Here is a 22,169-nt window from a genome sequence, read left to right as displayed (position 1 = left end):
CTTCGGTCGAACTGACATAATGTGCATTATCGGATAACGGTGGAAGGGCCGGACGGACCGGGACTGAGGCCGCCCGACGGTCCGGAACGTCATCAGCGGATCGGCGAAGGCTCCACCCACGCCTCGACGTCCTCGTACCAGCACGTCTCGGTCGGAGTGTCGAAGCGCGTGACCAGCCGCAGCTGCGGATCGACGGTCATCGTGCCGCGGACGCGGTCGTCGGCCTGGTGTCGAAGACGGATCACGGTGAGCGCGCCGTCGATCGACGCGCCGGTCATCCGGTACCCGTCGCTCGGCCGTCCCCAGACCGGCAGGTTCAGCGGGAAGGCCAGGCGGGCCGCCAGCGGCTCCGGCAGCAGCTGCCATCGGTCCAGCGGACGCTCCTCGCCCCCGGAGACGTACCGGCCGGTCGGGGCGTCGTACGCGTCGACCGTCCCGGTGCGCTCGTCGACGCAGGAGAACGACGCCTCGACGGGCCGCACCTCCAGTCGGTAGGTCTCGGTCCTCTCGGGCGTCCGCCGGAAGGCGCGGCACCGGAAGGGCGAGCGCCTCCTCCAGTTCGCCATCACCGCGACGGCGTCGAGGAGGATGCTCGTCTCGCCGTCCCTGTCGAAGTCGCCACGCCGCCCGGAGGCTGCCGATGTGCGGAACCCGTCGGCGCGGACGGACTCCCCCGATGCCGGTCCGCTGCCGTCCATCGGAGTCATCCGTCGAGGATCGCAGACCCGCGCGCCGGGGTCATTCCGCGAAGGCGATCAGGCGAAGTCGGAGATGTCGCCGACGAGGCGGGTGTTGTCCGCGGGGATCGGCTCGACGGCCGCCAGAGCGACCTGGGCCGCGAACTCCTGCACGTTGTAGAGCTTGCCGGCCGACTCGCGACGCGAGCTGATCGCGCCCGGGTTCGCGCGCTCCAGCAGGGTCGCGGTGATGGTGCCCTCGATCATGTCGCCCGAGACGACGACGAACTCGATCCCGCGCTCGGCGAGCTCACCGATCCGCTCGCGCAGGGCGTCCTCGCCGGCGCGCTTGGAGAGCGCGACGGGCTCGTACTCGGGCATCGTGGGCGTGGTCCGGATGAAGTGCGCCTGGTGGCTCGTGACGAACACGACACGGGAGCCCTCGGAGAGCAGCGGCAGCGCCGCGTCGAGCACGGCGACCTGCGAGTCGCGGTTGAGGACCATCGCGTAGTCCTCCCCCATGTTGCTCTCCATGCCGCCGGAGGCGTTCAGGACGAGCACGTCCAGTCCTCCGTACTCCTTCTCGATGCGGGAGAAGAGCTCGGCGCGCGAGTCGGCGTCGGTGAGATCGGCGCCGACGGCGATGGCGGTGCCGCCGGCCTCGACGATCTGCGCGACGAGCTTGTCGGCGCGCGGCGCCTTCGAGCGGTAGTTGACGACGACGCGGGCTCCGGCCTCGGCCAGGTAGCGGACCGTGTCGGCGCCGATGCCGCGGGACGACCCGGTGACGAGAGCGCGCTTGCCGTCGAAGGAGCCGGGGGCGAGGGGATTGGACACGGGTATTCCTCCAGAACGCCGGCTCGGAGACCGGATCGGGCACGATGACGGGCCACGGCCCGACGGAGGAGTCTACCAAGGGCCTCGAGATCGTCGGCGCACCCCCTCTCCCAGCCCTCGTCCGGGGGGCGTTGATAGCCTGGGAATGCTCGTCGAGGGGAAGGAGCACACAGCATGGACGCTGTCACCCAGTACGCGTGGATCCTCTGGCTCGCGCTGATCCTCATCTTCGTGATCGTCGAGATGATCACTCTCGAGTTCACGTTCCTGATGCTCGCCGTCGGCAGCATAGGCGGACTGCTGACCGGGCTGGTCGGGGCTCCCTTCTGGGTCCAGGTCCCCGTCGCGGCCGTCCTCGCCGCCCTCCTGCTGTTCTCCGTCCGTCCGCCGCTGCTGCGGCTGCTGAAGCGGGGCGGCGATCCCACCCCCAGCGGAGCGGACGCTCTCCTCGGGCTCTCCGGCAGCGTCGTCCTCGCCGGCCCCGGAGCCGGCCAGGTCAAGCTCGCCAACGGCGAGACCTGGACCGTCCGCCTGTCCCCGCTCGTCGAGGACCGCACACTCGGAGTCGGCGAGAGAGTCGTCGTCACCGCCATCGAGGGCGCGACCGCGGTCGTCGTCCCCGCCGAAAGGAGCACACCGTGACACCGTCCTCCGTCGTGACGATCGTCGTCGTCGCCGCCGTCGTCCTCTTCGCCCTGGTCGTCCTCTTCCGAGCGGTCCGCATCATCCCCCAGGCCACCGCCGGGGTCGTGGAGCGCCTCGGCAAGTACCACAAGACCCTGCTGCCGGGCCTCAATCTCGTCGTGCCGTTCATCGACCGGGTCCGCCCGCTGATCGATCTGCGCGAGCAGGTCGTCTCGTTCCCGCCCCAGCCCGTGATCACGGAGGACAACCTCGTCGTCTCGATCGACACGGTCGTCTACTTCCAGGTGACGGACGCCCGGGCGGCGACCTACGAGATCGCCAACTACCTCGGCGCGGTCGAGCAGCTGACCACCACCACGCTCCGCAACGTCGTCGGCGGCCTGAACCTCGAGGAGGCGCTGACCTCCCGCGACAACATCAACGGGCAGCTGCGCATCGTCCTCGACGAGGCCACCGGCAAGTGGGGCATCCGCGTCGGACGCGTGGAGCTCAAGGCCATCGACCCGCCCCTCTCCATCCAGGACTCGATGGAGAAGCAGATGCGCGCCGAGCGCGACCGTCGAGCCGTGATCCTCACCGCCGAGGGCACCAAGCAGTCCCAGATCCTGAACGCCGAGGGTCAGCGCCAGGCCGCGATCCTCGCTGCGGAGGGCCAGGCGAAGGCGGCGGTCCTGCGGGCCGAGGGTGAGGCCAAGGCGATCACCACCGTCTTCCACGCCATCCACGAGGGCCGCCCCGACAGCGAGCTCCTCGCGTACCAGTACCTCCAGACACTCCCCAAGATCGCCGAGGGCAGCGCGAACAAGCTCTGGGTCATCCCGAGCGAGCTCACCGAGGCGCTGAAGGGCATCGGAGGCGCGCTCGGCCAGCGCGGCCAGTCCGCCCCGGCGGTCCGCCCGCAGGATGCGGCACCCCCGTCGGCGCCTGCGGCGTCCGCGCCTGCCGCATCCGGGTCCGTCGGCTCCACTCCTGTCGAGCCCGGATCCGACACGTCCGCCCCCGTGGCGCCCGCGACGACCGACGGAGCCCTCGGCTCGGCGCCCACTCCTCCGCCGCCGGCCGTCTAGCCGCGGACCCGGTCCGCGATGCGCACCCCTGAGCGACCCCTCGCCCTGAGCGGGCCGACCCCCCGGGTGATCGCGCATCGCGGATTCGGCCCGCAGGCCGAGGGCAACACGCTCGCCGCCTTCGAACGCGCCCTCGCCGCGGGTGCGGACCTCCTCGAGACGGACGCGCGCGCCTCCCTCGACGGGGTCGCCGTGCTCGTCCACGACGCCGAGGTGATCGACCGCTCCGGCCGCCGCCACGTCGTCGCCGCCACCCGGTGGGAGGAGCTCGCCGACCTCCGACTGGCGGGCGGCGCCCGGCTCGCCTCTCTCGAGCAGGCCCTCGCCGCACTCCCCTGCGCGCGCTTCAATGTCGACGTGAAGTCGCGGGACGCGATCGACCCGGTCGTCGCGGCGGTGTCCGGCGCCGCCGCCGCGGAGCGCGTCCTGATCACCTCGTTCTCCGAGATCCGTCGAGCAGCGGCCCTCCGCCGTCTTCCCGGCGCCGCGACCTCGGCGTCGGCGGTCCGCTTCGTCGTCGCCCTGGTCGCCGCCCACCTCGGCGCCGCCCTCCCCGTGCGTCTCGCTCTCCGCGGCATCGACGCGCTCCAGGTGCCCGAGCGCGCGCTCGGCCTCCGCGTCGCCGAGCCGCGGATCCTCGCCCGGCTGCGGGTGACCGGCTGCGAGATCCACCTATGGACCATCGACGATCCGGAGCGGATGGAGCAGCTCCTCGCGCTCGGGATCGACGGGCTCGTGACCGACCGCACCGACCTCGCCCGAGCGGCCGTCGTCGCCTTCCTCAGCGCCCGTCAGCCACGCCCTCAGGAACCGCGGAATACGCCTCCGACCTGAGGATTCTCTGGCAATGGCAGGGACGGGAAGACCACCTCCAGGTACGACGTTGACACTGGGGAAGCACAGCGAGAGGAGACCACACAATGGCAGATCGAAGCTTGCGAGGAATGCGGCTCGGATCCCAGAGCCTGCAGAGCGAAGAAGGCGTCGTCTTCTCCCCGCGATCGACGTACGAGTACCACTGCGCGAACTGCGGCCACGACACCGACATGGTGTTCTCGGCCGATGCGGAAGCACCGGAGACCTGGGAGTGCCGCTCCTGCGGTCACGAGGCCACTCTGATGGTGGACTCGAAGCCGGTCGTCGTGGACAAGGGCGAGCAGAAGGCTCCGCGCACCCACTGGGACATGCTGCTCGAGCGCCGGACCCGCGCGGAGCTGGAGGAGCTGCTCGAGGAGCGGCTCGCCTATCTGCACGCCAGGCGCGGCGAGCACAAGATCGGCGCGTAGCGCCGGTCAGCGGGAACGGCGTCGCGGCTCGCGCGTCCTGAGGACGAACGAGACCATGCCGATGAGACCGGCGGCCAGGAAGTACCAGCCGAGGTCTCGCGCCCACACCAGAGCCGGGGTCGTGGTGGAGCTGAGGGGGACCTCGTCCACCATGGCACCCGGCTCGAACCATGTCAGGGAATCGATCGTCGAGCCGTCCGGCCCGATGATCGCACTCGTCCCGACGGTCGAGATGTTGACCACGCTGCGCCCGGTCTCGATGGCCCGCAGGCGAGCGATCGCGAGCTGCTGGACGCTCTCGTCCGTCCGGCCGAAGTCGGCGTTGTTGGTCTGCCCGAGGATGACCTGGGCTCCCCCGTCGACCATCGCGTTCGTCAGCGCGTCGTCCGAGATGTCGAAGCAGATCGCGATGCCTGCGAGGACGCCGTTCACGTCGAAGACGTTGGGACGGGTGCCGATCGAGTAGTCGCGGCTCACCAGGTCGACCAGGTCCGGAGCGAACATCCGCCAGAACGCCCGGTCCGGCATGTACTCGGCGAACGGCACGGGATGCACCTTGTCGTAGACCTGCGTCGCCCCCTCCCCCGCCTTCCAGAGCAGCGAGCTGTTGTAGAAGACGTCGTCCGAGGGGTTCGTGATCGTGCCCACGATGAACGGCGCGTCCATCGTCCGGCTGAGGTAGTCGAGGACGGCGGCCGACTGGGCGTTCCGGGTCGGATCGATGTCGACGCCGTTCTCGGGCCACACCACCATGTCGACGTCCTGGTCGAGGATCGGCAGCGTCGCCGAGGTGTGGTCCTCGAGGATCTGCCCGCGGTAGCTCTGCGAGAAGAGGCCCGCATCGGAGTCGCCCTGGACGGCGGCGATCCGGGTCGTGCCCTCCGTCGGTGCCGGCCAGGCGGGGAACACCAGCGCCACGATCGCGAAGCCCGCGAGAGCGCTGACCCGGGCGGAGGCCGGGACGGACATCTCGCGGACGGCCTGCGCGAGCACGGCCGCGAGGAACGCCACCACGAAGCCGAGGCCGGCGAAGCCGATCCACGCCGCGAGACCGGCGAGCGGGCCGAGGGACTGCGAGATCGCGAGGCGGCCCCAGGCGAAGCCGCCGTAGGGCCAGACGCTGGTGATCGACTCGCGCCCGATCCAGAGCGCCGCCAGGAGGGCGGGGAGGCCGACCATCCGGCCGAGCGGTCCCGTCCAGACGCGGTGGCCGCGCGTGGAGACGACCGCCATCAGCCCCGCGGAGACCGCGAAGAAGATCGCCTGCAGGCCGGCGAGGGCCGCCCACGGGACCGGGCCGAGGTAGAGGGTCAGCCACTCGATGTGGACGCCCCAGAAGACCGCTCCGCCGACGAGACCGACGAGGCTCCCGCTCCAGAAGCCGCGCCCCGCCAGCGCGAACAGGATCACCGCGGCGCCCACGATCGCCAGCGGCCAGACATCGGAGTCGGGGAAGCCGCGGTCGAGCACGGCGCCGCCGAGGGCGGCGAGGGGCAGCGCCACCCACAGCGGAACGGTCCGCCCGTCGGGCGGAGGAGCGACCGGCGTCATGCGACGGTCGAGTACGCGACGATGCCGCGGCGGACCAGGTCGAGGGCGGTCCGGGCCGCGCGGCCGACCTTGCCCTCGGCGACGACGGAGAGCTGATCGAGGAGGTCGATGGTCTGCTTCGCCCAGCGCACGAAGTCGCCGGCGGCCATGTCGGACTCGCGGAGCACCATGTCGAGCGGCATGCCCTTGGCCCACATGTTCATCGACAGCGCCAGGCTCGTCGAGATCGGGTTGCTGCCCGGCAGCCGGTGCTCCCGCTCGACGTCGTCGAGCCGGGCCCACAGAAGCTGGGTCCTCTCCAGCGCCTCGGGGAACGCGCCGCGGGGCAGGAACTGCTCGCCGAGCGTCCCCTCCTCGCGTCGCGGCTCGAAGACCAGGCAGCACGCCATCGCCGCGAGGCCGGCCGGATCGAGCTCCGTCCACGCCTGCTTCCGGAGGCACTCGGCGACGAGCAGGTCCCGCTCCCCGTAGATCCGGCGGAGCGTGCGACCGTTGGGCGTCAGCGAGAGCTCGCCGACCTCGTCCCGGCGGAAGTAGCCGAGCTCGAGCAGCACGTCCGTGATGTGGTCGAAGATGCGGGCGACGGCGCCGGTGCGCGAGCGGATCTGGCGCTCGATCTCGTCGGTCTCGCGGCGCAGCTTCCACCAGCGCTCGGCCCAGCGCGCGTGCTGCTCGCGGTCGGAGCAGGCGTGGCACGGGTGCGCCTTCATCCGACGCCGCAGGCTCGTGAGCTGTCCCTGGCGCTTCTCGCGCTCGGCGTGGGAGGCCGACTCGCCGCGCACCGCGCCCCGGCGCTCGAGGTCGCCGATCTCACGGCGGATCGCCGCGTACTGCTCGAAGTCGCCCAGGTAGCACTGCATCGCCGTGACGTAGCCCGCCATCGACTCCTCCTGCTGGCGGACCCGGCGGGCGAGATCGACGACGGACCGGTCGGCCTGGAACTGCGCGAACGACGACTCGAGGATCTCGCGCGTGCGCACCCGCCCGAACTGCTCGATCAGGTTCGCGGCCATGTTGTAGCTGGGGCGGAAGCTGGAGTTGAGCGGGTAGGTCCGCCGGGAGGCGAGGGACGCGACCGCCTGAGGGTCCATCCCGCCGCGCCACTGGATCACCGAGTGGCCCTCGACGTCGATGCCGCGTCGGCCCGCCCGGCCGGTGAGCTGGGTGTACTCCCCCGGTGTGATCGGGACGCGCGCCTCGCCGTTGAACTTCTCGAGCTTCTCGAGGACGACCGTGCGGGCCGGCATGTTGATGCCGAGCGCGAGCGTCTCGGTCGCGAAGACCACGCGCACGAGCCGGCGCAGGAACAGCTCCTCGACGACCTCCTTGAAGGCGGGGAGCATCCCGGCGTGGTGCGCGGCGACGCCCCGCTGGAGTCCGTCGAGCCACTCCCAGTAGCCGAGCACCGCGAGGTCCTCGTCGCGGATCGTCCGGCACCGCTCCTCGACGATCGCGCGGATCTCGTCGCGCTCGTGGCGCTCGGTGAGGCGCACGCCCGACCGCAGCACCTGGCGCACGGCCTGGTCGCAGCCCGCACGGCTGAAGACGAAGAAGATCGCGGGGAGGAGGTTCTTGCCGCGGAGGATCTCGACGACCTCCGAGCGCAGCACGAGCTCCTCGGTGCGCTGCTCCGGGTAGCGGCCGCGACCGCCTCGGCCGTTGCGGCCGCCCCTGCCGCCGCGCTCGACCCGGGAGCCGCCCTGGGCCATGCGGGCGAGCTCGGGGTTCACCCGGTTCGTCGCCGCCCGACCGGAGGAGTCGAAGAGATCGACCAGCTTGCCGCCCACCAGGACATGCTGGTCGAGCGGGACGGGCCGCTCCTCGGAGACGATGACCTCGGTCTCGCCCCGGACGGTCTGGAGCCAGTCGCCGAACTCCTCGGCGTTCGACACGGTCGCGCTGAGCGAGACCAGCCGCACGCGCTGCGGGAGGTGGATGATGACCTCCTCCCAGACGGCGCCGCGGAAGCGGTCGGCGAGGTAGTGCACCTCGTCCATCACGACGTAGGCGAGGTCGCGCAGGAGGTCCGAGTCGGCGTACAGCATGTTGCGCAGCACCTCGGTCGTCATCACGACGATGCGGGCGCGCGCGTTGACGTTCGAGTCGCCGGTCAGCAGGCCGACCTCGGAGGCTCCGTAGTCCTCGACGAACTCCTGGAACTTCTGGTTGCTCAGCGCCTTCATCGGCGTCGTGTAGAAGACCTTGGCCGTCGGGTCCTGCATGGCCAGGTGGATCGCGAACTCGGCCACCGCGGTCTTGCCGGCGCCGGTGGGCGCGGCGACGAGGACGCTGTGGCCGTCGTCGAGCGCGCTGCAGGCCTCGTACTGGAAGGGGTCGAGGTCGAACGCGAGGGTCGAGCGGAACGCCTCGACCCTCGCGTGGCCCTGGCGCGTCCGGAACGCGGCGAACCGCTCGGCGGGAGACGGTCCGGTCACGCGGGCAGGTCGGAGGGGCTGCCGTCGAACACCAGCTGGCGCTTGGCGGCGCGCCGGTCGTGCAGGATCGCGATCCCGCAGGCGAGGAAGAACAGGAAGATGATCGGGATGGCCAGGAGGAACATCGAGATCGGGTCGGCCGCGGGGGTCGCGATCGCCGTGAAGAGCACGATCGCCATGATCGCGATGCGCCACGACTTGAGGATCAGCATGCCGGGGAGGATGCCGAGGAAGTTGAGGAGCACCAGGAAGACGGGCAGCACGAAGGCGATGCCGACGACCAGCACGAGCTTGAGAACGAACTCGTAGTAGATCTTGGCGTCGAGGAAGCTCGCCGCGTTGCTGCCGGTGAAGCTCGTCAGGAGCTCCACGATGTGCGGGAACACGAACCAGCCGGCCGCGCAGCCCGCGAAGAACAGCGGGATGGCGGTGAGGATGAAGCCGAGGCCGTACCGCATCTCCTTGCGGGTCAGGCCCGGGACGAGGAACGCCCAGATCTGGTACAGCCAGACCGGGCTTGCCAGGACGATGCCCACCGTGATGGCGATCTGCAGCCGCAGGTCGAAGGCACCGGCGATCGTCGGGAAGTTGAGGATCGCCTCCTTGCCCTGGGTGGAGGCCACCTCGGAGATCGGAGCCTTGAGGGCCTCGAAGACCCACTCCGAGACGAACCACCCCGCGACGCACGCGATGACGATCGCGATCGCCGACTTGAAGAGCCTGTTGCGAAGCTCGACGAGGTGCGCCCCGAGCGACATGCGCCCGTCGGGGTTCTTCGTCCGCTTCGTCCGTGGCTTCTTCGGTGCCACGGACGTCATTACTTGAGCGGGGACTCGGGCGGCGTGGTGGTGCCGGTGCCGGTGGTCGTGCCGGTGGATCCGGCGACGGTGCCGGTGGTCCCCTCGGTCGACTCACGGCGCTCGGTGCCGTCCTCGTCCTTCATGGTCTTGACCTCGCTCTTGAAGATCCGCATCGACTGCCCGACACTGCGGGCCAGCTGCGGGAGCTTGGGCGCACCGAACAGGAGGAGGATCACGGCGAGGATGATGAGGAGGTGCCACCCCTGGAGGCCAGCGAACATTGCAGACTCACTTCACTTGTCGGTTGCGGTGTACGAGGAGCTTACCCTGTTCGACCCGTTCTGACCGGCGGAGATCGATCCTGTCGCGACGTGCGTCACGCCGGCCCTCGTGCGCACGCCTCACGTCGTCGCGATCGGCGAACAGCGACGAGGACGGCCGGGGCGGCAGGTCGTCCGTCATTCCAGGACTCAGTGTCTCGAGTTTCGCGGTGACCTCGGACAGCTGTCCGAGGAGCACCTTCCCCTTGCGCCAGTAGGAGAGGGCGAAGAGGACCAGCATCGCCAGAGCGCCCAGCGCGAGGCCGAGCCAGATCAGGATCCACGACCACCAGGTCACGACGGCTCCCCCTCGTTCGCGGCGAGCGCGGAGGCCGCCCAGAGCGCGACCGCGGTGCGCGCCTCGGGGGGTGCCACCACGGTGACGAGACCCGCCAACGACGCCACCAGGCGCGTCAATCCCTCCAGATGGGCGACGCGGAGACGGACGAGGACACCGTGGTCCTCCTCCCCCGGCACGGGATCGGGGAACTCGGCGTCGGCCGCGTAGTCGCCCAGCAGCACGACGGCGCTGGGGGCGACGCGCAGGTCCACGACGAGATCGGAGGCGGAGGCCTCGAAGAGCCGTTCCGAGAGGGTCACCTCGTTGCGGCGCCGGACGATCGGCGTCCCCGTGTCGCGGAGGGAGCGCATCCTGTCGACCCGGAACGTCCTGACGCCCTCGCGGAGGTGGTCCCATCCGCGCAGGTACCAGTCCCGATCGACCGATTCGAGCACGAAGGGGTCGACGAGCCGGGACTCGGTCTCGCCGCGGGCGCTGCGGTAGTCGAAAGCGACCTGCGTCGCCGAGCCCATCGCTGTCCGCAGGAGCGCCACAGCGCTGTCCGCGCCCGTGCCGCGCGAGACCGCGACCGCGCTCGGGGCCGAGGAGGCGCCGCGTGCGAGCTTCCCCATCAGCGAGGCGATCCGGTCGTTGCCCTGGTTCTCGGGCAGCGCTGCGAGGTACTGCATGCCGGCGATGAGGGCGGCGGCCTCCCGCGCCGAGAACCTCGGCGAGTCGTCGATCGCGACCTGGTGGGTGAGGACGACGTGGTCGTTCTCCTCGAAGTCGTCCCAGCCGATGTCGAAGAGGTCGTTCGCCTGGTACTGCGCGGTCTCGCCGGGGATGCCCGAGACGGCGATGAGGCGCACCGCGCGGCGCACCTCCTCCTCCGGGATCTCGAAGTGCGCGGCGACCTCGGCGACGGAGACGCGGCCCCGGTCGAGCAGGTAGGGAACGAGGGAGAGGAGGACGGCCAGGCGGTCGCGCGCCTGCAGGGAGCGGGGTCTAGCCACGGGGATCCCCTCCATGGTCGTCCAGGGTGCGGCGGAGGCGGTCGAGGACGCGGCGGCGGAGCTCCTCCGGCTCGAGCACCCGCACCTCGGGACCGTGACCGGCGAGCTCGTCCGCGAGCACGTCCGGGTCGGTGTAGTGCAGGCGCAGCAGGCCCTGGCCCTCGCCCTCGGCCTCGGCACGCCCGCCGAGACGGAGGGCGGCGTCGGAGTCGGGGGCGACGCGCAGGAGCGCGCTGTTGCGCTGCAGGATCTCGTCGAGCTGGGCGAGAGCGGTCGCCGCGTGGTCCCCCTCCACGAGAGGCGCGGTGCGGCCGGTGGACGCGACCGGCCCGACGATCCGCGACAGGAGGAAGGTCCGCGTGCCCTCGGCGCCCTCGTCCCAGCCGTGGAGGTGCCAGCGCCCCTGGTGGTTCACCAGGGCGCGGGGCTGCACGGTGCGCACGCGCGGCTCCTCGCCGCCGGGCTTCAGATAGGGGAAGCGGACGACCTGGCCGCGGTCGAGCGCAGCGTTGAGCGGCTCGAACGAGGCCTCGCGGACCCGGATCGAGGGGCTGATGCCGATGACGGGGTCGACGGACTCGACCCCGATCGAGCGCAGCTTGATCAGCGCGCGCCGCGACTCCGCCGAGAGCGTCCCCTCGCGCCAGACCGCCCCGGCCAGGCGGAGCAGCGCGAGCTCCTCCGGGTCGAAGGTCAGGTCGGCCGGGAGGTCGTAGCTGCGCTTCGCGATGCGGTACCGGACGGTCTGGGTGTTGCCCGGGTCGCCCGGGGCGTCGACCGTCTCGATCGGGATGCCCAGCTCGCGCAGGTCGTCCTTGTCGCGCTCGAACTGGCGCTCGAGCGAGGTCCGGTCGCCCCGGCCCACCCGCTGCCGGTAGCCCTGCACCGTGGAGAGGACGTCGGCCTTCGTCAGTCCGTTCTCGGCCGCGACGAGCGCGAGCACGAGGTTGAACAGACGCTCCTCGGCCGGGACGCGGCTCGAGGACGGGGCGTCGGAAGGCACGCCCTCCAGTCTAGGGCCGGGCCCGGTCAGACCTTTCCGAGGATGTCGGCGACGAAGATCAGCGTCGCGCCGCCGGGGATCCCGCCCTGAGGGGAGCCCTGGTCGCCGTAGCCCTGGTCCGGCGGGATGACCGCGATGACCTGGGATCCGACGGGCTGGCCGATGAGGGCGTCGGCGAATCCGGCGATGACTCCGCCCTGGGTGGTCGAGCCGTCGGCGGCCGTGAAGACGGCGGGAGCGCCCTTCTCCCAGCTGGAGTCGAACACCTTCCCGTCGCTCCACTGCCAGCCTGTGTAGGCCACGACGACCTGGTCGCCCTCGGCGACGACGTCGCCGTCGCCCTTCTTGAGCTGGGCGATGCGGAGGTCGGTCGGCGCGTCACCGGAGGGCTTCGCGAGCCCCGGGCGTCCGTCGTCGCCGAGCGTCACCGTCGGGAAGCCGTCGGGCGCGGGCTGGGCGGCGCCGTTCGCGCGGGCCAGCGAGGCCTCACGGACGTCCGCGACGAGCACGAGCGTGTCGTCCTCCGAGATGCCGAGCTGCGACGAGGACTGGCCGAAGCCGTCCTCGGGGGCGATCGCGATGGCGACGCGCGAGCCGACCTGCGTGCAGAGGAGGCCCTCGTTCAGGCCGACGAGCCCGGCTCCGCCGACGCCGAAGCGGGCGGTGCTCGACCCGTCGTAGGGCGAGGTCTCGAGGACCGTGCCGTCCGCTCCGTTGACCAGGGTGTAGTCGATGGTGACGAGCTGGCCCTTCTCGAGCGGTGCGCCCGAGCCCTCGATGAGGGTGCTGACCTGCGTGCCGTCCGCCTTCAGCGGCGTCGGGACGCTGACGTCCGGCTTCGCTCCGAAGTCGCCCGTGGCGCTGACCGCCGCCGAGGAGTCGCCGGAGGAGAACGGAGCGTCGCAGTCCGCCTGCGAGGAGGACGCGGTGCATCCGGTGAGAGCGGCGACGATGCCGATGCCGGCGATGAGCGCGGTGGTCCTGCGCACGGGTCCTCGATTCGAGTGAAGGGGAGCGGTGACGCCCGGGGTGGAGACGGCCCGGAGGCCGGGAACAGCTTAGAGGATGCCCTCGTCGTCGGGCTCCGCGGTCTCCTCGCCGAACCCGCGGGCCCGGGAGAGCTCGGCGCTGGTGGCGGACTCGCGGACCCGCTTGCGCAGGCTCTTGGGGCTCACGGCGCGCTCGCCGAGCGCGCCGGGGGTCCAGGCCTCCACGTCCTCGTCGCTGAAGTCCGTCTTCGACGGGCGACGCTTGAGCTCGGGGAGCACGGTGTCCGGAGCGAGCCGGCGAGCGGTGATGAGGAAGCCGGTGTGGCCGATCATCCGGTGGTCCGGCCGGACCGCGAGGCCCTCGACGTGCCAGCCGCGGACCATGGTCTCGTTCGACGACGGGTTCGTGAACAGGCCCGAGGCGCGGATCGCCTCCGCCGTCCGCGAGAGCTGCGTGACGGTGGCCACGTAGCAGAGGAGCACTCCCCCGGGCGTGAGAGCCTCGGCGGCGACGTCGAGGCACTCCCAGGGCGCGAGCATGTCGAGCACGACGCGGTCGGCCTCGCCGGACGGGACCGTGCCGGGCAGCGCCTCGACGAGGTCGCCGACGGTGACGCTCCAGTTGTCGGGCGTGTAGCCGAGGAAGGTCTCGATGTTCGCCCGTGCGACATCCGCGAACTCCTCGCGCCGCTCGAACGACGACAGCCGGCCGGTCGGACCCACCGCCCGCAGCAGCCAGAGCGAGAGCGCGCCGGAGCCGACACCGGCCTCGACCACGCGGGCGCCGGGGAAGACGTCGGCGAGGGCGAGGATCTGGGCCGCGTCCTTCGGGTACACGATCGCCGCGCCGCGGGGCATCGACATCACGAAGTCGGCGAGGAGAGGGCGCAGCGCGAGGTGCTCGACGCCGACGGTGTTGGTCACCACCGAGCCGTCGGGCAGCCCGATCACCGTGTCGTGCTCGATGCCGCCCCGGTGCGTGTGGAACACCTTGCCGGGAACGAGCGTGATGGTGTTCATCCGCCCCTTGGGTCCCGTCAGCTGGACGCGGTCTCCCGCGCGGAAGGGTCCGGAATGCTGCAGTGCCTCACCGGTCATCGGCGGGCCTCCGTCTCGGTCGTGGCCGGGCCGGAGCCGCGGTGCTCGGAGGACACCGTCGCGAGGTCCGCGACGGTGCGGCCCGCGAGAGTGGGCCAGAGGGCGTAGGGGCCGGCGGGGTCGAGCTCCAGCTGGTGCGGGACGCCGATCGACGCGGCTCCGGAGGCGACGGCCGCGCCGAGGCCCGTGAGGGAGTCCTCGATCGCGACGCAGGCGGCGATGTCGACACCGAGGGTGCTCGCGGCGAGGAGGTACGCCTCGGGGTGAGGCTTGCTGCGCTCGACCATGTCGCCGCTGACGACGGCGGCGAAGGCGGGGAACGGGATCCGGTCCACGACGGCCGCGGCCATCCGCGAGATCGACATCGTGACCAGCGCCTGCGGCACACCCGCCTCGGACACCGCGTGCAGCAGCTCGAGCGCGCCCGGTCGCCACGGGATGCTCACGGCCAGCTGGTCGACGACCTCGTCGGTCATCCGGTCGATGATCGCGTCGACGGAGAGGTCGACGCCCTTGCCCTGCAGGATGCGGGCGGCGGCGGGCAGGCCCGAGCCGACGAGTCCCATCGCGTCCTCGTGGGTCCACACTCCGCCGAAGGAGGAGACGAGCGCGTGCTCCGACGCCATCCAGTACGGCTCGGTGTCGACGAGCGTCCCGTCCATGTCCCAGAGGACGGCGGCGGGGGCGGACGCTCCTCCGAGCGGCTCGGAGGACAGCGGCCGGGCGGAGGTCTCGGGAGTCACGAGCGACCATGGTACCGGCAGGGCCGCGCCCCTCCCCGGCCGCGGGCCGAGAGCGAACAGCGCGGCCGATCCCGCCGGACGGGACGGGCGCGGCCGGGGGCGGTCCTATCCTGGACGGAGGGACAGGCGCGGTGTGCGCTCCCCGCACATCGAGCCGAACGCGGAGATCCTGCCTATGAACGTGATCACGGGGAACGTCCTGGTCGTGGCCTTCGAGGGCTGGAACGACGCCGGGGACGCCGCCAGCGGCGCGCTGCGGCTGGTCAAGGACGCCGGGGAGTACGTGCCCCTCTTCGCCGTCGACGCCGAGCAGTACTACGACTTCCAGTACACCCGCCCCATGCTCTCGATCGGCGAGGACGGCCGCCGCAGCCTCGCCTGGCCCGGCACCCAGATCTTCGGCCCGGCCGACACCTCGGTCGACGCCGAGAGCGCGCTGTACCTCATGATCGGCACCGAGCCCTCGCGCAGCTGGAAGAGCTTCGCGGCCGAGGTCGTCGACGCCATGCTCGCGATAGACATCTCCGCCGTCGTCTTCCTCGGCGCGATGCTCGCCGACGTCCCGCACACCCGGCCGATCTCCATCTTCGCCTCGAGCGAGAACGCGGAGCTGCGGAGCTCGTTCGAGCTCGAGCGCTCCAGCTACGAGGGGCCGGTCGGCATCCTCAGCGTGATCGGCGAGGCCGCACAGAAGGTCGGCATCCCCGCCGTCTCGATCTGGGCCTCCGTCCCGCACTACGTGCACAACGCGCCCTCGCCCAAGGCGATGCTGGCGCTGCTCGAGAAGCTCGAGGAGGTCGTCGGCCTGGCGATCCCCCGCGGCGACCTCGTAGAGGAGGCGGAGGAGTGGGAGCGCGGCATCGACGCCCTCGCCGCCGAGGACGAGGAGATGGCGTCGTACATCGCCCAGCTCGAGCAGGCGCGCGACACCGTCGACTCGCCCGAGGCGAGCGGCGAGGCGATCGCCCAGGAGTTCGAGCGCTACCTGCGCCGCCGCGGCGACGGCCGCTCCGGCGAGGAGCCCTGGCGCCCGTAGCCTCCGCCGGCGCCCGCTCGTCCGAGACGGTCGTCGATCACGGGACCGCTCCCGGCCGCCCTGACGGGACTCGCCCACGACGGGACTCGAGCCTTACGGGACTCGAGCCTGACGGGGTTCAGGCCGGGCGCACCCCGAGCAGGGCGTCGACCGCGTCGCGCAGGAGCGACGGGTCGTCCACGCCCTCGGTCAGTGCGGCGTCGACGACGGCGAGGGCGGCCGGAGTGCCGAGGTCGTCGGCCAGCGCCTCGCGCAGCTGCGCCAGCACCTCGAGCGCCGAGCGCGGTCCGACGGCGGCGAGGGCCGCCTCCCAGCGCGCCAGGCGCGCCTCGGCCGACGGCAGGTCCTCGGGCAGCCACTCCCAGTCGGAGCGGTAGTGGTGCGCGAGGAGCGCGAGGCGGATCGCCCGCGGGTCCGCGCCCTCGCTCCGCAGACGTGAGACCAGCACCAGGTTCCCGAGCGACTTGCTCATCTTCTCGCCCTGGTAGGCGACCATCCCGGCGTGCGCGTAGGCGCGGGCCAGAGGACGGCCGGACAGCGACGCGGCGTGGCCGGCGCTGAACTCGTGGTGCGGGAAGACCAGGTCGCTCCCGCCGCCCTGCAGGGTGAACTCGGGTCCGAGCCGGTCGAGGGCGATCACCGAGCACTCGATGTGCCAGCCCGGACGGCCGCGGCCGACCTCGGCGTCCCAGGCGGGCTCGCCGGCGCGCTCGGCCCGCCAGAGCAGCGGATCGAGGGGGTCGCGCTTGCCGGCGCGCTCCGGGTCGCCCCCGCGCAGCGCCGAGAAGCGGGCCATCGACTCCGCGTCGAGCCGGCTCTCGCTGCCCAGGTGCCAGACGGCGCTCTCGGCCGCGGCGATGTCGTAGTAGAGGTCGCTCGCGCCCTCCTCCGCCGCGTCCGGAGCAGCGACGCGGTAGGCGACGCCGTCGCGCTCCAGGCGGGCGACCGCCTCCGCGATGGGATCCACGGTCTCGGTGACTCCGACGTAGTGCTGCGGAGGCAGGACGCGCAGGGAGGCCATGTCGCCGCGGAACAGCTCGACCTGCTCCTCGGCGAGGTCGCGCCAGTCGACACCGGTGGCCGTCGCACGCTCGAGCAGCGGGTCGTCGACGTCGGTCACGTTCTGGGCGTACTCGACCGTGTAGCCCGCGTCGAGCCAGACGCGCTGGACCGTGTCGAAGGCGAGGTAGGTCGACGCGTGCCCGAGGTGGGTGGCGTCGTAGGGCGTGATGCCGCAGACGTAGAGGCTCGCGACTCCGCTGGGCGCGTCGAGCTCGACGGGGCCGGCGGTCGCGGTGTCGTGCAGGCGCGGTGCGCTCCCCCGGCCGGGCAGGGCGGGGACGTCGGCGGCGGTCCAGGCGCGCATCTAGGCGGCGATCAGGCCGGTGGCGAGCGCGACCATGAGGACGACGCCGAGGACGATGCGGTACACGACGAACGGGAGGAAGCTGCGGCGGGAGATGTAGCTCATGAAGAACGCGATCACGACGAAGCCGACCACGAACGCGACGATGGTCGCCACGAGAGTCTCGAGCCCGCCGACCTGGACCTGGTTCGGGAGCACGACCGGGTCGCTGATGCTCTTGTACAGCTGGTAGAGACCGCTGCCGAACACCGCGGGGATCGCGAGGAGGAAGGAGTAGCGCGCCGCCGCCTTGCGCTCGTAGCCGAGGAAGAGGCCCGCGGTGATGGTGCCTCCCGAGCGCGAGACGCCGGGGATCAGGGCGAGTGCCTGCGCGCCTCCGAAGATCAGGCCGTCGCGGACGCCCAGGTCGCGCAGGCGTCGCTTCTTCGCGCCGACCGCGTCGGCGATGCCGAGCAGGATGCCGAAGAGGATGAGGGTGGTGGCCACCACCCACAGGGAGCGGAGGGTCGTCTCGATCGCGTCCTGGAAGACGAGGCCGAGGACGATGATCGGGAGGCTGCCCAGGATGATGAGCCAGCCCATGCGGGCGTCCGGGTCCGAGCGCGGGATCCGGCCGACGAGGGAGCGCGCCCAGTGCGACACGATCCGCACGATGTCGCGCCAGAAGTAGATGATGACGGCGGTCTCGGTGCCCAGCTGCGTGATCGCGGTGAACGCGGCTCCGGTGTCGCGGCCGCCGAGACCGGGCAGCAGCTCGCTGACGATCCGGAGGTGGGCGCTGGAGGAGATGGGGAGGAATTCGGTCAGACCCTGGACGAGTCCCAGGATCAGCGCGTCGAGCAGGCCCATGCGTCACTTTCGAGGAGGGCTGGGGCGTCGTCGGCCAGCAGTCGGTCGGGATCGGTCGGTGCTGACCCGGTCCGCGGCGCCGTCAGGAGCTCAGCAGGAGATCGGTCAGGACCTTCCTGCCAAACACTAGTGCGTCCAGTGGAACGCGCTCGTCGACCCCGTGGAACAGCGCCGGGAAGTCCAGGGACGACGGCAGCTGGAGCGGCGCGAACCCGTATCCGGTGATGCCGAGCGTCGAGAGCGCCTTGTTGTCGGTTCCTCCGGAGAGCAGGTACGGGAGGACCTCGGCGCCCGGATCGAACCGGCGGATCGAGGCGGCCATGCTCTCGACGAGGGGGCCGGCGAAGGGCACCTCGAGTCCAATGTCGCGGTGCTGGACGAGGATCTCGACGTGCTCGCCCGCGAGGACCTTCAGGCGCTCGAGCACCGCGTCCTCCTCGCCGGGGAGGACGCGCACGTCGATGGTGGCGTCCGCGGTGTCCGGGATGACGTTGGCCTTGTAGCCGGCCGACAGCATCGACGGATTGGCGGTGGTGCGCAGCGTCGCGGCGATGAAGCGCGAGGCGGTGCCGGTGGCGAGTGCCAGCTCCTCCGGAGTGCTGCGCTGAGGGTCGTGGCCGAGCAGGCGGGCGACCTCGTCGAGCAGCTCGCGCGTGGTGTCGGTGAGGCGGGTGGGCCACTCCTCGCTTCCGATGCGGGCGATCGCCTGCGCCAGCCGGGTGACGGCGTTCTCGGAGTTGATCTGCGAGCCGTGCCCCGCCGTGCCGTGCGCGCGGAGGGTCAGCCACATCAGCGCCTTCTCGCCCGTCTGCACGAGATAGGCCCGCTTGCCGGCCAGCTCGATCGAGTAGCCGCCGACCTCGCTGATCGCCTCGGTCGCTCCGGCGAACAGCTCGGGCCGCTCACGGGCCAGGAATCCTGATCCCCGCACACCGCCCGCCTCCTCGTCGGCGAAGAAGGCGATGACGAGGTCGCGGGAGGGGCGCCTCCCCTCACGGAGGATGTCGCCGAGCGAGGCGAGGATCATCGCGTCCATGTTCTTCATGTCGACCGCGCCGCGGCCCCAGAGCATGCCGTCCTTGATCTCGCCGCCGAACGGGTCGACGCTCCAGTTGTCGGCGATGGCGGGCACCACGTCGAGGTGCCCGTGGACGACGAGGGCGCCGCGCTCGCGGTCCTCCCCGGCGACCCGCGCCACGACGCTCGTGCGTCCCGGGTCGGAGTCGATCAGCTCGGGCTCGAGGCCGAGGTCGCGCAGCTTCGCCGCGACGTACTCCGCGGCCGGGCGCTCCGGCTCCGCCTTCCCGTCGCCGTAGTTGCTGGTGTCGAAGCGGATGAGATCGCGCGCGATGAGCGCCGTCTCGTCGAGGGTGCTGTCGGTCACGGGCGCGCTGTCGATGCTGTCGGACATGCGGGCAACGGTACCGGCGCGGGCTCGACGGCGCGCGGAGGAAGGTGGGCCGGGAGGTGGCGTGAGAGGCCCCGGAACCGTGCTAATGTCTTCTTCGGCCGCGGAAACGCAGGTCGAAGGAAACACTCGTCCGGGTGGCGGAAATGGCAGACGCGCTAGCTTGAGGTGCTAGTGCCCGTATAGGGCGTGGGGGTTCAAGTCCCCCCTCGGACACACTGATCGGAACCCCTCGTCTCTCCTCGGAGAGGCGGGGGGTTCCGTCGTTCCCGGCACCGTCCGCTCCTCGCGCCGGCGGGAAAGATGCTGTGGTCGGAGAGAGCAGACGCCCCGCTCTTTCCCGAAGAGGCGGGGCGTCTCCTGCAGTAAACGGGCGCTCCTGCAGTAAACGGGCGCTCCTGCACCGCAGGGGCGCTCCTGCACCGCAGGGCCCTCCTGCACAGACCGTGCCTCGGCGTCAGACGCCTGCTGTCGCCGGCGACCAGCCGAGAGCCGGAGCGATCGATTCCACGACAGTGCGCAGGAGCCGCGCGTTGTACTCGACCCCGAGCTGGTTGGGAAGGGTGAGCAGCAGCGTGTCCGCCTCCTGCACGGCGGCGTCCGCAGCGAGCTCGGCGGAGACGGCGTCCGGCTCGCCCGTGTAGCTGCGGCCGAATCGGGCGCGGACGCCCTCGAGGGTGGCGACCTGGTCCTGCTCGCCGCGGCCGCCGAAGTACAGCCGGTCGAGATCGGTCGTGATCGGAAGGACGCTGCGCGACACGGAGACGCGCGGGGTGCGCTCCCAGCCCGCCTCGCTCCACGCGTCGCGGTACTCGCGGATCTGGCGGGCCTGCAGCTCGTCGAAGGGCACGCCCTCCTCCTCCAGGAGCAGGGTCGACGACTGCAGGTTCATGCCCTGCTCGGCTGCCCAGCGCGCGGTCGCGAAGCTGCCGGCACCCCACCAGATCCGGTCCTCGAGGCCGGGCGAGCGCGGCTCGATCGAGAGCGGGAGCGACTGGCGCGTCATCGCCGGATCCGACTGCGCGACCGGCGCTCCGGCGAGCGCCTCCCGGAGGATGCGCACCTTCTGCCGGGCGAGGTCGGCGTCGGTCATCCCCTCCGGGGGGACGAAGCCGAACGCCTCGGACCCGCGCAGGGCGGTCTCGGGCGATCCCCGGCTGACCCCGAGCTCGAGCCGGCCGTCGGAGATCAGGTCGGTGGCGGCCGCCTCCTCCGCCATGTAGAGCGGGTTCTCGTAGCGCATGTCGATGACCCCGGTGCCGATCTCGATGCGGCGGGTGCGCGCGGCGATCGCCGCCAGCAGCGGGAACGGCGAGGCGAGCTGCGGCGCGAAGTGGTGCACGCGGACGTAGGCGCCGTCGATGCCGATCTCCTCCGCCGCCTCCGCGAGCTCGATCGTCTGGAGGAGGACGTCGCGAGCCGAGCGGGTCTGAGACCCGGGGACGGACTGGTAGTGGCCGAAGGAGAGGAAGCCGATGCGCGAGACCATGCCTGCCTCAGCGCTCGGGGGTCCCCCGCTATTCCCGGAGGGTGTGCACGGCGGACGCCGAACCGCGACAGCGCTCCCGAGGAGTCCTCAATACACGTATGGTGGTCGCGTGCCCGCTGATCGGGGCGGAGAGGGGTCGTCGTGGAGCCGATGGTCGGTCGCCTCGGGGCGACTCTCGGGGTCGCCATGCAGACGATCAGCGGGTCGCAGGTGCAGGCATGCGCTCTCCGTCCGCAGCGGAACCGGTCGCCCGGTCGCGTCTCCGCGTCAGTGCGCCTCGAAGTCGGCGGAGACCGAGGCGGTGACCTCGATGTCCTCCGGCTTGAGGGCCAGCGGCTCCTCAGGAGAGGAGAACGCCTTGGCGCGGCTCATCATCGCCGAGCCGCCCTCGATGCGCGTGTGCGGCCGCAGTCCCGGCTCGAAGAGGGTCAGCACCCGCACCTCGGTCAGGCCGAGGGCCGCAGCATAGGCCTCGGCCCGCTCGCGCGCGTCGCGGACGGCAGCGGTGCGGACCTCGCGCTCGATGCCCGCACGTCGTGCCGCCGTCACGTCCCAGTCGACCCCCGAGATCTGGATCCCCGGCACCTCCGAGATCGAGCCGACCCAGCGCCCGAGAGCCGCGAAGTCCCGGTACTTCACCCGGACCCCGGCGGCCGCGACATGGAACAGCTGCGTGACGTCCGAGTCCTTGATGTACCGGCGGATCGAGGAGACCGAGATCTGATCGGAGGACCACCAGGTGGCGGCGCCGGACGCCTGCTCGGCGGCCGCCTCCTCACGGACCCGCGCGTGCAGGGCGGTGACCTCGGCGAGCGCCTGGGGCCGGGATCGCGACTCGCGCCGGATCTCGAGGCGGACGGTGCCCCGCTCGGCGGGGTGGAAGTGCTGGGCGAGACCGGCGACGGTGATGGTGACCATGGCCCCATCGTGCCGTACGCACCCCGTCAGCTCCGAGCGGCGAGCATCTCCCGGATGCGGTCGGCGAGGGCCCGCTCCGTCGTCAGGTTGCTGACCAGCTGGGCTCGGTGCCCCCCGCAGGCGCCCGGGAGGGGAGCTCCGCTGCTCGGGTCGACCCGGCTGAGCAGTGCCCGCTCCCCCTGGGCGATCGAGGCCTCGAGCAGGGCGAGCCGCCGCTCGAGCCTCTCGGTCTCGAAGCTCTCGGGCGTGATGTCGGACTCGCGGAAGTGGCCGGCTGTGGAAGTGGGGACGCTCATCGATGATCCGTTCCGTCGGGGGCGCCCAGGAGCGGCGCCATCACCAGGAAGACACCGGAGAAC

At 71.7% G+C, this 22,169-nt stretch carries 23 protein-coding genes and 1 tRNA gene; 6 read left to right on the top strand and 18 right to left on the bottom strand.

Features of this window, described 5'->3' with window-relative positions:
• Positions 1-92: 92 nt before the first annotated feature.
• The gene (locus C5C33_RS06370) at positions 93-707 is read right to left on the bottom strand and encodes a hypothetical protein (protein WP_146082407.1); all 615 of its coding nucleotides are present in this window, start codon (positions 705-707) and stop codon (positions 93-95) included.
• A gap of 48 nt (positions 708-755) precedes the next feature.
• On the bottom strand, positions 756-1,514 hold the full coding sequence (locus tag C5C33_RS06365) for an SDR family oxidoreductase (RefSeq protein ID WP_104260700.1): 759 nt from the start codon (positions 1,512-1,514) through the stop codon (positions 756-758).
• Between the two features lie 174 nt (positions 1,515-1,688).
• On the opposite strand from C5C33_RS06365, the gene C5C33_RS06360 reads away from it, so the two are divergent.
• The 4 genes from C5C33_RS06360 (at position 1,689) to C5C33_RS06345 (ending at position 4,512) form a co-directional block, all read left to right on the top strand.
• Positions 1,689-2,156 (top strand): NfeD family protein, encoded by a 468-nt coding sequence (locus C5C33_RS06360; RefSeq protein ID WP_104260699.1) that lies wholly within the window; start codon positions 1,689-1,691, stop codon positions 2,154-2,156.
• Positions 2,157-2,170: 14 nt separating this feature from the next.
• On the top strand, positions 2,171-3,226 hold the full coding sequence (locus C5C33_RS06355; RefSeq protein WP_374953304.1) for an SPFH domain-containing protein: 1,056 nt from the start codon (positions 2,171-2,173) through the stop codon (positions 3,224-3,226).
• Between the two features lie 18 nt (positions 3,227-3,244).
• Positions 3,245-4,060 (top strand): glycerophosphodiester phosphodiesterase family protein, encoded by an 816-nt coding sequence (locus C5C33_RS06350; RefSeq protein ID WP_104260697.1) that lies wholly within the window; start codon positions 3,245-3,247, stop codon positions 4,058-4,060.
• A gap of 86 nt (positions 4,061-4,146) precedes the next feature.
• Entirely contained in the window at positions 4,147-4,512 is a 366-nt protein-coding gene (locus tag C5C33_RS06345) for an RNA polymerase-binding protein RbpA (protein ID WP_104260696.1), read from the top strand.
• Between the two features lie 6 nt (positions 4,513-4,518).
• Here the strand turns inward: C5C33_RS06345 and lnt are convergent, their stop codons facing one another.
• The 10 genes from lnt to C5C33_RS06295 all read right to left on the bottom strand — a co-directional run bounded on the left by lnt (position 4,519) and on the right by C5C33_RS06295 (position 14,744).
• Positions 4,519-6,063 carry an apolipoprotein N-acyltransferase gene (gene lnt / locus C5C33_RS06340; protein WP_104260695.1) on the bottom strand — a complete coding sequence of 515 codons (1,545 nt, stop codon included), beginning with the start codon at positions 6,061-6,063 and terminating at the stop codon, positions 4,519-4,521.
• Positions 6,060-8,498, bottom strand: coding sequence for an RNA helicase (locus C5C33_RS06335; protein ID WP_104260694.1), 2,439 nt, complete (start codon positions 8,496-8,498; stop codon positions 6,060-6,062). The genes lnt and C5C33_RS06335 overlap by 4 nt, the downstream gene beginning before the upstream one ends.
• Complete coding sequence (gene tatC, locus C5C33_RS06330; RefSeq protein WP_374952911.1) at positions 8,495-9,316, bottom strand: twin-arginine translocase subunit TatC; 822 nt, start codon at positions 9,314-9,316, stop codon at positions 8,495-8,497. The genes C5C33_RS06335 and tatC overlap by 4 nt, the downstream gene beginning before the upstream one ends.
• On the bottom strand, positions 9,316-9,579 hold the full coding sequence (tatA, locus tag C5C33_RS06325) for a Sec-independent protein translocase subunit TatA (protein ID WP_104222022.1): 264 nt from the start codon (positions 9,577-9,579) through the stop codon (positions 9,316-9,318). Before tatA ends, tatC begins: the two co-directional genes overlap by 1 nt.
• Positions 9,580-9,586: 7 nt before the next feature.
• The gene (locus tag C5C33_RS06320; RefSeq protein ID WP_104222020.1) at positions 9,587-9,916 is read right to left on the bottom strand and encodes a hypothetical protein; all 330 of its coding nucleotides are present in this window, start codon (positions 9,914-9,916) and stop codon (positions 9,587-9,589) included.
• The gene (locus C5C33_RS06315; protein ID WP_258059235.1) at positions 9,913-10,911 is read right to left on the bottom strand and encodes a YafY family protein; all 999 of its coding nucleotides are present in this window, start codon (positions 10,909-10,911) and stop codon (positions 9,913-9,915) included. The genes C5C33_RS06320 and C5C33_RS06315 overlap by 4 nt, the downstream gene beginning before the upstream one ends.
• A complete protein-coding gene (locus tag C5C33_RS06310) occupies positions 10,904-11,914 on the bottom strand; it encodes a YafY family protein (RefSeq protein WP_104222016.1) in 1,011 nt (336 codons plus the stop codon). Before C5C33_RS06310 ends, C5C33_RS06315 begins: the two co-directional genes overlap by 8 nt.
• Before the next feature lie 26 nt (positions 11,915-11,940).
• Positions 11,941-12,903, bottom strand: a complete 963-nt coding sequence (locus C5C33_RS06305; RefSeq protein ID WP_104222014.1) for an FKBP-type peptidyl-prolyl cis-trans isomerase — start codon at positions 12,901-12,903, stop codon at positions 11,941-11,943.
• 69 nt (positions 12,904-12,972) lie between these two features.
• Complete coding sequence (locus C5C33_RS06300) at positions 12,973-14,001, bottom strand: tRNA (adenine-N1)-methyltransferase (RefSeq protein WP_104222012.1); 1,029 nt, start codon at positions 13,999-14,001, stop codon at positions 12,973-12,975.
• The gene (locus C5C33_RS06295; protein ID WP_258062132.1) at positions 13,998-14,744 is read right to left on the bottom strand and encodes an HAD family phosphatase; all 747 of its coding nucleotides are present in this window, start codon (positions 14,742-14,744) and stop codon (positions 13,998-14,000) included. Before C5C33_RS06295 ends, C5C33_RS06300 begins: the two co-directional genes overlap by 4 nt.
• Before the next feature lie 175 nt (positions 14,745-14,919).
• On the opposite strand from C5C33_RS06295, the gene C5C33_RS06290 reads away from it, so the two are divergent.
• Positions 14,920-15,780: a proteasome assembly chaperone family protein gene (locus C5C33_RS06290; RefSeq protein WP_104222142.1), complete on the top strand. Its 861-nt coding sequence runs from the start codon at positions 14,920-14,922 to the stop codon at positions 15,778-15,780.
• 118 nt (positions 15,781-15,898) lie between these two features.
• Here C5C33_RS06290 and mshC read toward each other — a convergent pair whose 3' ends face one another.
• The 3 genes from mshC to C5C33_RS06275 all read right to left on the bottom strand — a co-directional run bounded on the left by mshC (position 15,899) and on the right by C5C33_RS06275 (position 19,406).
• Positions 15,899-17,146 carry a cysteine--1-D-myo-inosityl 2-amino-2-deoxy-alpha-D-glucopyranoside ligase gene (gene mshC, locus C5C33_RS06285; protein ID WP_104246821.1) on the bottom strand — a complete coding sequence of 416 codons (1,248 nt, stop codon included), beginning with the start codon at positions 17,144-17,146 and terminating at the stop codon, positions 15,899-15,901.
• Positions 17,147-17,995: an undecaprenyl-diphosphate phosphatase gene (locus tag C5C33_RS06280; RefSeq protein WP_104222008.1), complete on the bottom strand. Its 849-nt coding sequence runs from the start codon at positions 17,993-17,995 to the stop codon at positions 17,147-17,149.
• Positions 17,996-18,077: 82 nt separating this feature from the next.
• A complete protein-coding gene (locus C5C33_RS06275) occupies positions 18,078-19,406 on the bottom strand; it encodes a M20/M25/M40 family metallo-hydrolase (protein ID WP_181068004.1) in 1,329 nt (442 codons plus the stop codon).
• Between the two features lie 128 nt (positions 19,407-19,534).
• Between C5C33_RS06275 and C5C33_RS06270 the strand changes: the two genes are divergently transcribed.
• Positions 19,535-19,619: transfer RNA gene (locus tag C5C33_RS06270), tRNA-Leu, on the top strand.
• Between the two features lie 241 nt (positions 19,620-19,860).
• Here the strand turns inward: C5C33_RS06270 and C5C33_RS06265 are convergent.
• From C5C33_RS06265 to C5C33_RS06255, 3 genes are all read right to left on the bottom strand, one after another.
• Complete coding sequence (locus C5C33_RS06265) at positions 19,861-20,892, bottom strand: LLM class flavin-dependent oxidoreductase (protein WP_104260693.1); 1,032 nt, start codon at positions 20,890-20,892, stop codon at positions 19,861-19,863.
• Between the two features lie 267 nt (positions 20,893-21,159).
• The gene (locus tag C5C33_RS06260; protein ID WP_104225267.1) at positions 21,160-21,810 is read right to left on the bottom strand and encodes an SIMPL domain-containing protein; all 651 of its coding nucleotides are present in this window, start codon (positions 21,808-21,810) and stop codon (positions 21,160-21,162) included.
• Positions 21,811-21,836: 26 nt separating this feature from the next.
• Positions 21,837-22,106 carry a hypothetical protein gene (locus tag C5C33_RS06255; RefSeq protein ID WP_104250347.1) on the bottom strand — a complete coding sequence of 90 codons (270 nt, stop codon included), beginning with the start codon at positions 22,104-22,106 and terminating at the stop codon, positions 21,837-21,839.
• Positions 22,107-22,169: the final 63 nt, after the last annotated feature.

The sequence above is a fragment of the Rathayibacter sp. AY1H3 genome, assembly GCF_002932015.1.
The sequence above is the reverse complement of the archived record's forward strand: the minus strand, read 5'-3'. Positions and strand labels throughout refer to the sequence as shown.